The sequence below is a fragment of the Nonomuraea cypriaca genome, assembly GCF_015645445.1.
GTDB lineage: Bacteria > Actinomycetota > Actinomycetes > Streptosporangiales > Streptosporangiaceae > Nonomuraea > Nonomuraea cypriaca.
The window spans coordinates 1-12,089 of the sequence record NZ_JADOGI010000288.1 but is presented as its reverse complement, the minus strand read 5'-3'; the positions used below and the strand labels follow the sequence as shown (position 1 = coordinate 12,089).

General features: G+C 69.5%; 11 protein-coding genes. 5 read left to right on the top strand and 6 right to left on the bottom strand.

Annotation, left to right across the window (positions count from 1 at the left end; all coding sequences use genetic code 11):
* The first annotated feature begins 6 nt into the window (after positions 1–6).
* Together ITP53_RS49035 and ITP53_RS49030 are read left to right on the top strand one after the other, a co-directional pair.
* Entirely contained in the window at positions 7–1,278 is a 1,272-nt protein-coding gene (locus tag ITP53_RS49035) for a M48 family metallopeptidase (protein ID WP_195902356.1), read from the top strand.
* Complete coding sequence (locus tag ITP53_RS49030) at positions 1,275–2,360, top strand: glycosyltransferase family 4 protein (RefSeq protein ID WP_195902354.1); 1,086 nt, start codon at positions 1,275–1,277, stop codon at positions 2,358–2,360. The genes ITP53_RS49035 and ITP53_RS49030 overlap by 4 nt, the downstream gene beginning before the upstream one ends.
* Before the next feature lie 37 nt (positions 2,361–2,397).
* Here ITP53_RS49030 and ITP53_RS49025 read toward each other — a convergent pair whose 3' ends face one another.
* Genes ITP53_RS49025 through ITP53_RS49015 form a run of 3 tightly spaced genes read right to left on the bottom strand, consistent with a single transcriptional unit; the run spans position 2,398 to position 5,470 of the window.
* A complete protein-coding gene (locus tag ITP53_RS49025; protein ID WP_195902353.1) occupies positions 2,398–3,315 on the bottom strand; it encodes a carbohydrate ABC transporter permease in 918 nt (305 codons plus the stop codon).
* On the bottom strand, positions 3,312–4,184 hold the full coding sequence (locus tag ITP53_RS49020) for a carbohydrate ABC transporter permease (protein ID WP_195902352.1): 873 nt from the start codon (positions 4,182–4,184) through the stop codon (positions 3,312–3,314). Before ITP53_RS49020 ends, ITP53_RS49025 begins: the two co-directional genes overlap by 4 nt.
* Positions 4,184–5,470 (bottom strand): ABC transporter substrate-binding protein, encoded by a 1,287-nt coding sequence (locus tag ITP53_RS49015; protein WP_195902351.1) that lies wholly within the window; start codon positions 5,468–5,470, stop codon positions 4,184–4,186. The genes ITP53_RS49020 and ITP53_RS49015 overlap by 1 nt, the downstream gene beginning before the upstream one ends.
* A gap of 183 nt (positions 5,471–5,653) precedes the next feature.
* Here ITP53_RS49015 and ITP53_RS49010 point away from each other — a divergent pair, with 183 nt between their 5' ends.
* Entirely contained in the window at positions 5,654–6,436 is a 783-nt protein-coding gene (locus tag ITP53_RS49010) for a DeoR/GlpR family DNA-binding transcription regulator (RefSeq protein ID WP_195902355.1), read from the top strand.
* A gap of 148 nt (positions 6,437–6,584) precedes the next feature.
* Here the strand turns inward: ITP53_RS49010 and ITP53_RS49005 are convergent, their stop codons facing one another.
* Positions 6,585–7,010, bottom strand: a complete 426-nt coding sequence (locus ITP53_RS49005; RefSeq protein WP_195902350.1) for a hypothetical protein — start codon at positions 7,008–7,010, stop codon at positions 6,585–6,587.
* Between the two features lie 183 nt (positions 7,011–7,193).
* Between ITP53_RS49005 and ITP53_RS49000 the strand changes: the two genes are divergently transcribed.
* Positions 7,194–8,423 carry an FG-GAP repeat protein gene (locus ITP53_RS49000; protein WP_195902349.1) on the top strand — a complete coding sequence of 410 codons (1,230 nt, stop codon included), beginning with the start codon at positions 7,194–7,196 and terminating at the stop codon, positions 8,421–8,423.
* 430 nt (positions 8,424–8,853) lie between these two features.
* Here ITP53_RS49000 and ITP53_RS48995 read toward each other — a convergent pair whose 3' ends face one another.
* Positions 8,854–9,546, bottom strand: a complete 693-nt coding sequence (locus tag ITP53_RS48995) for an aldo/keto reductase (protein WP_195902348.1) — start codon at positions 9,544–9,546, stop codon at positions 8,854–8,856.
* A 127-nt stretch (positions 9,547–9,673) separates the two neighbouring features.
* Positions 9,674–11,422, bottom strand: coding sequence for an AMP-dependent synthetase/ligase (locus tag ITP53_RS48990; RefSeq protein ID WP_195902347.1), 1,749 nt, complete (start codon positions 11,420–11,422; stop codon positions 9,674–9,676).
* A 127-nt stretch (positions 11,423–11,549) separates the two neighbouring features.
* Between ITP53_RS48990 and ITP53_RS48985 the strand changes: the two genes are divergently transcribed.
* Positions 11,550–12,089, top strand: a 540-nt coding sequence (locus ITP53_RS48985) for a metallophosphoesterase family protein (protein ID WP_195902346.1), incomplete at its 3' end; no start/stop codon positions are given.

Genomic DNA, 12,089 nt, shown 5'->3' with positions numbered 1-12,089 from the left:
GGGGATGTGGCGGTAGAGGGACGCGAGCGGGCGGGCGGTGAGGGACGGTTCCGGCGGCAGGCCGGGGTGGCCCTGGTGCTGCTCGGCGTCGTGATCCTGGCCGTGGCGGCGTTCAGCACCCCGTGGCGGATCCTGGCCGCAGGGCCCTCCGACCCGGCCCGCGACTTCACCGCCGCCCAGATCGCGAGAGGGGAGGCGTTCGACGCGGCGACGAGCCTCCCGAGCTACCTCTCGCTCGCTCTCACGATCATCTTCGCCGGGCTCCTCGTCGGCACCACGTTCGGCGCCAAGGTGCTGGGCCGGCTCAGGGGACCGTGGTGGCTGCGGGTGATCCTCGGCGTTGTGGTCATCACCGCGATCAACGAGGTGTTCAGGCTGCCGCTCGCGATGTGGTTCGAGACGGTGCTGCGCGACTACGGCCTGTCCACCCAGGACTGGGCGAGCTGGGCGGGCGACCGGCTCAAGAACCTCGGCGTGGAGACGTTCCTGCTCGGCGTGATGCTGCTGGTGCTCGTGGCCCTGGCCCGCAAGGTGCGGCGCTGGTGGATCCCGGCCGCGATCGGCGCGTTCGCGCTGACGGTGGGGACGTCGTTCGTGTATCCGGTGGTGTTCGAGCCGCTGTTCAACGACTTCACGTCCATGCGCCAGGGCCCGCTGCGGTCCAACCTGCTCGCGTTGGCCCAGCGCGACGGCGTTCCGGTCGAGGACGTGCTGGTGGCCGACGCCTCACGCAGGACGACGGCGCTCAACGCGTACGTGTCGGGCTTCGGCGCCACGCGCCGGATCGTCGTCTACGACACGTTGCTCAAGGCCCCGCAGCCCGAGGTCGAGCTGGTCGCGGCGCACGAGCTGGGCCACGCCAAGTACAACGACGTCTTCTACGGCACCCTGATCGCCGGCCTGGGGTCGGGCCTGGGCGCCGTCCTGCTGTTCCTGGTCTTCGCCCCGGTACGACGCCGCACCGGCGTCACCTCGATCACCGATCCTCGCGCGGTCGGCGCGCTCATGGGTCTGCTGACCTTCGGCTCGCTCCTCATGGGCCCCGCCCAGAACCTGATCAGCCGCCAGATCGAGGCCAGGGCCGACGTGCACGCGCTCGACCTCGTGAGGGACCCGGCCACGTTCATCGCCATGCAGAAACGCCTGGCAATCGCCAATATCGCCGACTTGTCGCCGAATGCGGTGGAATATGTGCTCTATGCCTCCCATCCGTCGACCCCCGAGCGCATCGCCCTGGCCCGCTCGTGGGCGAAGCTGAACGGCGTACCCGAGCCGTGACCAATGTGGTCATCATCACGAACGACTTCCCGCCCAGGCCGGGCGGCATCCAGTCGTTCGTGCACGGGCTCGCGCTGCGCACGCCGGGCGTGGCCGTCTACGCCCCCGCCTGGCCGGGCTGCGAGGAGTTCGACCGGCGCCAGCCGTATCGGGTCGTACGGCATCCGACGCGGCTCATGCTGCCCACCCCGGCCGTCGCGCGCAGGGCGGCCGGGCTGGTGGCCGAGCACGGCGCGGACACCGTGGTGTTCGGCGCGGCGGCGCCGCTCGGCCTGCTGGCGCCGCGCCTGCGCCGGGCGGGGGCGCGGCGCGTGGTCATGCTCACGCACGGCCACGAGGCGTCGTGGGCGGGCGCGCCGGGCTTCCGCGCCGTGCTGCGCAGGATCGGCGCGCACGCCGACGTGGTGACGTATCTCGGCCAGTACACGCGCGAGCGGCTGGTCGCCGCGATCCCCCCGGCCAAGCTCGTACGGCTCGCGCCGGGCGTGGACACCGGCCGGTTCCGTCCCGGGGGGCCCAAGGCCGAGCTGGGGCTGGCCGGCCGGCCGGTGGTCGCGTGCGTGTCCCGGCTGGTGCCGCGCAAGGGCCAGGACCAGCTCATCAGGGCCTGGCCCCGCGTGTTGCGGGCGGTGCCCGACGCCGTCCTGCTGCTGGTGGGCGGCGGCCCCTACCGCCGGACGCTGGAGCGGCTGGCGGCGGGGCACGAGTCGATCAGGTTCACCGGCACGGTGCCGGCCGCGAGCCTGCCCGGCTACTACGCGGCATCGGACGTGTTCGCGATGCCGTGCCGTACCCGGTGGAGCGGAGTGGACGTGGAAGGGCTCGGGATCGTGTTCCTCGAGGCGTCCGCGACCGGGCTGCCCGTGGTGGCCGGCCGGTCGGGCGGCGCGCCGGACGCCGTACGGCCCGGCGAGACCGGGCTCGTGGTGGACGGCGAGGACGTGGCGGAGATCGCCCAGGCCGTCGTCGAGCTGCTGAGCGACCCGGGCAAGGCCCGCAAGATGGGCGCGGGCGGCCGCGACTGGATCGCCCGCGAATGGTCGTGGGAGCAGGTGGCGGCCCGCTTCCACAGCCTCCTGTGACGTTCGCGGAACACGCGGCCCGCTTCCCGAGCCTCCTCTAACCTTTGGTGGACCCCAGCGTGAGCCCGGCGACGAACTGCTTGTGCAGCAGCTGGAAGACGATCAGCGTCGGCAGCGCCACCAGCATCGACCCGGCGGCCAGCAGGTTGTAGTCGGTGAAGAACTGGCCGCGCAGGTTGTTCAGCGCCGAGGTGACCGGCAGCTTGTCGCCCGACGACATCAGCACCAGCGCCCACAGGAAGTCGTTGTACATCCAGGTGAACTGCAGGGTCGACAACGCCGCCAGCACCGGCCGGCACAGCGGCAGCGTCAGCCGCCAGTAGCGTTTCCACACCCCGGCCCCGTCCACCAGCGCCGCTTCGGTGATCTCCTCGGGGATCGTGCGCATGAAGTTCGCCATGACGAACACGCAGAAGCCGAACTGGAACGCCACGTGGATGAGGATCAGCCCCAGGTAGGAGTCGTAGAGCGACTGCGAGTCCGACAGCCACGCGGGCAACGGGACCAAGGTGTAGAGGGTGTAGAGCGGGGTGATGAGCACCTGCGGCGGCAGCAGGTTCCCGGCGGTGAAGACGATCAGCAGCACCTTGCGCCCGGGAATGCGCAGCCGGGCGATCGCGAACGCGGTGAACGACGCCAGGAACAACGTGATCACCACACCAGGCACGACGATGATCAACGTGTTCAGGTAGTAGCGGGGAAGCTCGGCCTGGCTCCACGCCTCTCCGTAGTAGTCGAGTGTGAGGCTCTCCGGCAGGGAGAAGTAGCCCAGCCGCGCGGTCTCCTCGTACGGCCGCAGCGACGCGTACACCGCCAGCACGAGCGGCAGCAGCCACCCCAGCGCCACCAGGCCGAGAAAGACGTGCAACAGGACGCGCAGCGGACGGACGGGCCGCCGCGCGGGCGCGGGCCGCGACTGGGCCGGGGGAGCGGAGGCGGGTGCGGTGAGCGTCATCGTTCCTCCCTGAAGAGCTGCGACAGGTAGGTGACGATGAACCCCAGCGAGATCGCCAGCAGGATCACCGCGATCGCCGAGCCGAACCCGATCCTGCTGGCCTCGCCCACGATGTTCTCGGTGACCAGCACCGACAGCAGCTCCAGCCCGTTCCTGCCCTTGTTGATGGCGTAGACGATGTCGAACGCCCGCAGCCCCTCGATCACCGTGATCACCAGCACGATCACGTTGACCGGCCGCAGCGTCGGGAACACCACGCGGAAGAACGCCTGCCGCTCGTTGGCCCCGTCGATCGCCGCCGCCTCCTTCAGCGCCGGATCGACCGCCTTCAGCCCAGCCAGATAGATGATCATCACGTAGCCGACGTGCCGCCAGGCGGCCGCGACCATGACCACCCAGATGTTGATCGAACTGTCCCCCAGCCAGTCCACGGTCAGCCCGGTCACCGAGTTGAGCACGCCGTAGTCGGAGGAGTAGACGAGCTGCGCGATGAAGCCCACTACGGCCAGCGATAGTACGACGGGCATGTAGAGCGCGCTCTGGTAGACCCGCGACAGCCGCAGCCGCCGGTCCAGCAGCACCGCGCAGAACAGCCCGAACGGGGTCGCGATCAGCCCGAGGAAGCCCAGCCACAGCAGGTTGTTGCGGACGGCCGACCAGAACGGCGGATACTCGGCGGACAGATCGTGGTAGTTCTGTCCGCCCACCCACTCGATCGGCCCGATGCCGCTCCAGTCGGTTCCTGACAGCCCGATGGAGGCCAGTGTGGGCCCCCAGATGACGGCCACGTTGACGACGATGGCCACCCCCAGCCCGATGACCAGGACGGTCACGTCGCGGGCGGAGTAGCGACGAGTTTTGATGGCCATCAGCGGAAGATGTTGGCCTTCTGCTTCTCTATGTTCACCAGTAAGGGGTCGATCTCGTTCGGTTTGCCGACGAACGTCTGCAGGGACGGGATCATCACGGTCGAGGCGAAGTCCGGCCGCGTGTCGCGGTCGAGGAACTGCGCGATGTGCGTGGCCTTCGACACCAGCTCGGCGCCGCGTTTCTGCAGGGCGCTGTAGCCGGAGGTGTCGGCCTTGGAGCTGGCGGCCAGTGTGCCCGGGTCCAGCTCGGTGGCGATGTTCTGCGACGAGGCCTGTGCGAAGTGCTTGAGCAGGGCCTTGGCGCCGTCCACGTTCTTGGCCTTGGCGGAGATCATGTAGCCGTCGATCGGGGCGTCGATGGAGTCGGTCCCGTACGCCGGGTTAATCTCGGGGAAGGTGAAGAAGTCGAGGTCGTCGCGGTCGGCCTCGGGGAACTGCTGGGCGACGAACATGCCGAGCAGGTACATCCCGGTCTTCTTCTGCGCCAGGGACTGCCCGGCCTCCTGCCACGTACGGCCCAGCGCCGCCGGCTGGTGGTACTCCATCAGCCCCCGCCAGGTGTCGAACACCTGCTTGACCCTCGGGTCGGTCCACGACTCCTTGCCGCCCATGAGTGAGATGTGGAAGTCGTAGCCGTTCGTCCGCATGTTGAGGATGTCGAACGTGCCCATCGCCGGCCAGCCGTCCTTGTCGGCGAACGCGATCGGGATGATCCCGTCGGCCTGCATCTTCCTGGCCAGCGCGGTGAACTCGTCCAGCGTCGCCGGCGGCTCGTACCCCTTCTCCTCCCAGAGGCTCTTACGGTAGAAGACCGCCCACGGGTAGTACGTGAACGGCACGAAATACTGCTTGCCGTCGACGCCCGTCGACTGGTCCTTGAACGCCTGCGTGTAGTCCGCGCCGATCTCCTGCCACACGTCGGAGATGTCGACGGCCAGGCCCTGCTCGGCGAAGAACTGCATGCGGTTGCCCGCGAACCAGGTGAACACGTCCTCCGGGGTGCCCCTGAGGTAGCGGTTGATGTTCTCCTGGAACGTGTTGTGGTCCACGGTGTTGATCCTCGTGGTCGCCTGGGTGAAGCCCTTGACCACGGTGTCGAGTGACCTCTTCGGGATCTCGTCGGAGGCGTTGGAGCCGATCGTGACCGTGCCGAGGTTGCCCGACGCCTGGCCGGGCGCGGGGGTGGGAGCGTCGGAGCCGCAACCGGCGAGTACGGCGGGCACGCCGAACGTGGCGGCGGCTGCGAGCAGGAGGTTGCGGCGGGAGATCGGCAGTCGATGGTCCATGGTGGTTCCTCCTTGCCGGACCCTTCAGATTCCCCCGAGTTCGCGCATCTTCCTTCATCTCAAAGCCAACATTTCGGACTGTCAACGCCCGGTTTCATGTCAAATTGCCGACGATTGTGACCGCGTCGTCATGTCATGATGCGATCGGGAAGGTGTCGGAACCTGTTGGGATCTGGTGATGCGATGCTCGCCCCGCAGCGTCAGCAGGCGATTCTGGAACTCGTCCGGCAGAACGGCGGCGTCCGGGTGATCGAGCTGGTGCGGGCGTTCGGCGTCTCCGACATCACGATCCGGCGCGATCTGGAGACGCTGGCCGGGCGCGGCCTGCTGGCGAAGGTGCACGGCGGCGCCACCGCGATCGGGGCCACGAACGAGCCCGGCTTCGCGGTGAAATTCGTCCGCCAGGAGCAGGAGAAGCGGGCCATCGCCCGGCACGCCGCCGCGCTCGTACGTCCTGGCACGGCGGTGGCGCTCTCGGCCGGCACCACCACCTGGGCGCTCGCGCACTGCCTGGCGGTGGTGCCCGCGCTGACCGTGGTGACGAACTCGGTGCGCATCGCCGACGTCTTCCGGCGCTCCGGCCGCCCCGACCAGACGGTCGTGCTCACGGGCGGCGTGCGTACGCCGTCGGATGCGCTGGTCGGCCCGGTGGCGGTGGCCTCGATCCGCCGGCTCAACGTGGACCTGCTTTTCCTCGGCGTGCACGGCATGACGATCAGGGCCGGCTTCACCACGCCGAACATGATGGAGGCGGAGACCGACCGCGCCCTGGTGGAGGCCGCGAACCGGCTGATCGTGCCAGCCGACCACACCAAATGGGGCACGGTGGGCATCAGCACCATCGCCCAGCTCGGGGAGGCCGACATCGTGATCTCGGACGCCAGGCTGCCGCCACCGGCCAGGGACACGCTCGCGGAACACGTGGGGGAACTGGTGATCGTGGAGACCGCCGCGCCCGGGACTTGAGCCCGGTGGCGGACTCGCGCCTTCCTCTGCGTGGACGTTCGTCTCTTTCGGCCGCCGCCCCGGCTTCTTGTCCATCGGCGGCAATCCTCTTCTTGGAGCGTTCCAGAAGGGGAGCACTTCGGTGTGATCCACTTCTGGAAGGGCCACCCTAGTTGACGTCCAGCTTGCGCTGGATGGCGACGAGGATGTGCATCATTTCCGTCTGGGTCGCCAGCATGGCGGTCTGGCTGTCCTGCATGGCGGTCTGGGTCGCCAGTATGGCGGTCTGGCTGTCCTGCATGGCGCGCATGTTTTCCTGCATGGCGGTCTGGCTCTCCTGCATGACGCGCTGGCCCTCCTCCAGGGCGGCGAGCCGCTTGTCGACCTTGGCGAACTTCTCGTCGACCCTGGTGAACCTCTCGTCGACCCTGGCGAAGCTCTCGTCCACCTTGGCGTCCAGGTTCTTGAGGCGGCCTGCAACGCCGTTGATGCGCTCCGTGAGGTCCTGTGCGAGCTCGCAGTGGTCGGCGCGAACCTGGATCAGCTCGTTCTCGATCTTGGTGCCGAGTTCGACACAGGTGTCCTTGATAGTCATGGTGGCCTCCCTTACCTTGGGGTAAGGGACCGGGGATACACCACATCTCCGGTCCCGCTTCTTTGCCAAGAGAATACTCCTCGGATCGGCTCCGGCGAGCCGAATCGAAAGGGGATTCCCCTGATCAGGTGGCGCGTGGGTGCTTAAATCCGGAATGATCCACCTATGTCAAGGCGACCTATTGTGGCGGCCATAACTCTATTTTTCGCGATCTCCGCCTGCGAATTAGGCGCGGGAAATTCCGCCGCCCCACCTCCCTCCGCAAGCCCCTCGACCGCGGCCCCCGCGGGCGACTGCTCCAAGGCGAGCGCTCGGGATTTCGACGGGGACGGGCAGGACGACGTCGCCGTCGGCAACCGCATCCTCCTCGGCGGCCAGGTCTCGTTGCTGACCGCCGGTCGACTCGTCCCCCTGACCATTCCCGACGAGGCCGCCGACGCCATCGGCGGATCGGTGGCACTGGCCAGGGTCAACGCGGACGGCTGCGCGGACCTGATCGTCGGAGCTCCGTACACGAAGGTGGACGGCAAGGGCACCGCGGGCGCCGTCTACGTCCTGTACGGCGGGAACGCCCTGCCCGCCAGGAAGATCGTCTCGCCGCGGCCGCAGGAAGGGGCCAGGTTCGGGACGTCGGTGGCCGCGTACGGCGATCTGATCGCGGTCGGCGCGCCGGAGGAGGACGACCACGGCGCCGCGCAGGCCGGGGCGGTCTACGTGGTCGGAGAGGGGACCGAGCCAATCCGCGTCACCCAGGACACCGAGGGCGTGCCGGGCAACAGCGAGCAGTATGACGGCTTCGGCAGGACGATCGCACTCGGCCCCCTGGCGGGCGGGAGGATCGCACTCGTGGTCGGCGCCCCGCGGGAGCGGCAGGACGGCAGCGGCAGGCAGCGCGGCACGGCGGGCGGCGGCTTCGACGGCGCGGTCACGGTGATCCCCGACGTGCGGGCGAGCGAGCTCGAGGCAACCAAGCACGACGGCCGCCCTGGCTGCGCGTACGGTGACGCCGTCGCCTACCTGCCCGGCGGCAGATGGGCGGCCACGGCGGGGCGCTGCGGGGAGGTGTACGTCCACGACCACGCCGGAGTCGTCGACTCCTTCCAGTGCCGGGCCTGCGTCGTGTCGGGTACGTCCAGGTCCGCCCTGGCCGCCGCGCCCGACGGGCGGCTCGCGGTGGCCTGGGGCGACTCGGCGCTGGTCATGTCGCCCGAGGAGGGCGGGCGGGACCTGGTCGTACCGACGCTGCCGGGCGGCAACTGGCCCGTGGCCTTCTACGGCACGCGCCTGGTGTTCGGTACGCCGCACGAGACCCCGCCCCAGGGCGTGACCGTCTTCGACCCGGCCACCGGGAAGAACGAGTCGCTCAAGAGCCCGATCGGCGACGTGGAGGGCATCGGCGAAGCCTTGGGCTGAACCGGACACGGCCGGTCCCCCACCCCAAGTTCACGCCCATCCCGCCACCGACATCCGCCACGTCGCAGGCCCGCAGGCACCTCAGGCACTGCAGGGGCCGCTGAGCCGGGCACCCGGCCCGAGCGTCCCGGGTCCGAGCGTCCCGGGGCCCGAGCGTCCCGGATCCGAGGGGCCCGGTCTCAGGAATCCCGCGGGGCTGAATCGGAGGGCCCCGCTCCTTGGGCCCTACGGGGGCTGCATCCAGCGACCCGGTCCCAGGGCCCTGCGGAGCTGGATTGAGGGGCCTGGTCCCAGGGGTCCTGCGGGGCCGGATCGAGGGGCGGGGCGCGCGGCCGCGTGTGTGTCCCCGGGGCCCTGGAGGGCTGGATTGAGGGGCCTGGTCCCAAGGGTCCTGCTGGCTGGAGCGAGGGGGTTGGTCGGGGTGGCAGGGTCAGGGTGCGGTGGACAGTTGGTGGACGTGGGTGTCCGTGAGTTCGAGCGACAAGGCGGCCACGTTCTCTTCCAGGTGTGCGATCGAGGTGGTGCCGGGGATCGGGATCACGGTGGGGGAGCGGTGCAGGAGCCAGGCCAGGGACGCCTGCGCCGGCGTGATGCCGATCTCGGTCGCCACCCGTGCCAGCGGGCTCCCGGGGCCGGCGTGCGCGCCCGCCGCGACGGGGAAGTAGGGCAGGAACGCGATCCCGTGCTCGGCCGTGTAGTCCACGACGGCCTCATGGTCGCGGGCGGCCAGATTGTACGCGTTCTGCACGCTCGCGATCGGCGTGATCTTCGACGCCTGCCGCAACTCGGCCACGCTCACCTCCGACAGACCGACGTGACGCACCCTGCCCTCGTCCTTGAGCAGCTTGAGCACGCCGATCTGGTCGGCGAGCGGGTAGGCGGGGTCGATCCTGTGCAACTGCAGCAGGTCGATCCGGTCGACACGCAGACGGCGCAAGGCCGGCTCCGCCTGCTGGCGCAGGTAGGCGGGGTGTCCGTGGGTCACCCACTCGGTGGGCGACGGGCGTACCACGCCGACCTTGGTGGCCACCGTCACGCTGCCCGCGTACGGATGCAGCGCCTCGGCGATCAGCTCCTCGTTGGAGCAGGGGTTGCTGACGTCGTACCGCGGAGGGGCGGCCACCGCCGCTACGGCGGGGACGCTCCTGCGGTGGTGCGTCGCATCCGCACGTTGCTGGCGGCCGGCCTGCCGAGCAGGGTCATCAGGGAGGTGCTCCCGTGCGTGTCAGGATCCGGGGAGGGCACACCTACTAGTGGCCGTCGTAGAGCTCGTCGATCTCCTTGGCGAAGTCGCGCGTCACCAGGTTGCGCTTGACCTTGAGTGTGGGGGTCAGATGCCCGCTGTCCTCGGTGATGTCCGTGTCCAGGATCGTGAACTTCTTGATCTGCTCGGCCTTGGAGACCATCAGGTTCGCCCGGTCCACCGCCCCCTGGACCTCGGCCAGCACCTTCGGATCCGCGCGCAGGTCGGTCACCGAGGCACCGGCGGGCATGGCCTCGGGGTCCAGGGTGACGAGGGCGGCGACGAAGGGCCGCCCATCGCCGATGACCATGGCCTGGGAGATCAGCGGATGGGCGCGCAACGCGTCCTCCAGCGGTCCAGGCGCGACGTTCTTGCCGGCCGCCGTCACGAGGATCTCCTTCTTGCGGCCCGTGATCCGCAGGTAGCCGTCGGCGTCCAGTTCGCCCACGTCGCCCGTGTGGAACCAGCCGTCGGGGTCGATCACCTCGGCGGTCGCGACGTCGTTCTGCCAGTAGCCGGGGAAGATGTTGCGGCCCTTGGCGAGGATCTCGCCGTCGTCGCCGATGCGCAGGGTGACTCCGGGGAGCGGCTTGCCCACGGTGCCGATCTTGTTGCCCCCGGGCATGTTGACGGTGCAAGGAGCCGAGGTCTCCGTGAGGCCGTACCCCTCGAAGACCTCGATGCCGGCGCCCTTGAAGAAGTGGCCGAGCCGGTCGCCGAGCGCGGAGCCGCCGGAGATGGCGGCCGCGAGGCGGCCGCCGGTGGCGGCGCGCAGCTTGGCGTAGACGAGCCGGTCGAAGAGCGCGTGCCGCAGCCGCAGCCCGAGCGGCGCCCCGCCGGAGCTCTCCGCCCGGCTCCAGGAGATCGCCACGTCCACCGCCTGGGCGAAGATCTTGCCCTTGCCGCCGGAGATGGCCTTCTGCTCGGCGCTGTTGTAGACCTTCTCGAACACGCGCGGCACGCCCAGCAGGAACGTCGGTTTGAAGTCCTGCAGGTCGGGGGCGACGTTCTTCATGTTCGGGGTGTGCGCGAGCACGGCGCCCGACTCGACCAGGACCACCTGGATGATCCGCGCGAAGATGTGCGCCAGCGGCAGGAACAGCAGCGTGGCCGGATCCTGGCGGGCGAACAACGGCTCCATCGGCCCGCGCAACACGTTGAGCCCGGTGAACAGCAGGTTGTCGTGCGTGATGTGGCAGCCCTTGGGCCGGCCCGTGGTGCCGGAGGTGTAGACGATCGTGGCCAGGTCGGAGGAGACGACCCGCTCCCTGCGCTCGTCCACGGCGGAGCGGCCGATTCCCCCGGTCTCCAGCGTGCCGTCGATCCGCCAGACCGCCTCCAGCTCCGGCGCCGCCGCGCGGACGGCCTCCTCGTGCGTGTCCAGCTCGACGAACACGGCCTTGGCCGAGCTGTCGGACAGGATCCACCCGATCTGCTCGACCGACGACGTCTCGTAGATCGGCACGGTGACCGCGCCGATCGACCAGATCGCGTAGTCGACGAGCGTCCACTCGTAGCGGGTGCGTGACATCAGCGCCACCCGGTCGCCGTGCTCGACGCCCGCCGCGATCAACCCCTTGGCCACCTCGACCACCTGGTCGCGGAACTCCGACGCCGTGACCGCCGGCCAGCCGTCGCCGCTCTGGCGCCGCATGATGACGGTGCCCGGCTCCTGCTCGGCCCGGCTGAAGACCGTGTCGGTCAGGCTCGCCGAGTGTGGTACGTCGACCAGGACGGGGACGCTGTACTCGCGCACGAATGAACTCCTCTTCGAGGGACCGCCTGGACGCTACCGCCTCAAATTACGCGCCGGTAGCTCCGTCATTGAGGCGTTATGAAGGGCCTTCATCACGCTAGCAGTCGCGACTCGTAGGATTTCCCTCATGAGGGTCCATGTTGTGAGCGACGTGCACGGCAGGGCCGACGCGCTGGCGAGGGCGGGTGACGGGGCCGACGCGCTGGTGTGCCTCGGCGACCTGATCCTCTTCATCGACTACGACGACCACGCACAGGGCATCTTCCCCGACCTGTTCGGGGCGGAGAAGGCGGCGGAGTTCATCGGGCTGCGCACGGCCAAGCGGTTCGACGCGGCCAGGGCCCTGTCGGCCGAGCTGTGGGCCACGCTCGACGGCGACCCCCGGGAGCACATCGAGCGCAACGTACGCGCCCAGTACGCCGACCTGTTCGCCGCCATGCCCACCCCGGCCTACCTCACCTACGGCAACGTCGACCTCCCCCGCCTGTGGGCCGACTACCTCAAGCCGGGCCAGCAGGTGCTCGACGGGCAGGTGGCGGAGATCGGCGGCCTGCGGTTCGGATTCGTGGGCGGAGGGCTCAGGACGCCGTACCGCACCCCGTACGAGATCAGCGACGAGGCGTACGCCGCCAAGGTCGAGGCGGTCGGCGAGGTGGACGTGTTGTGC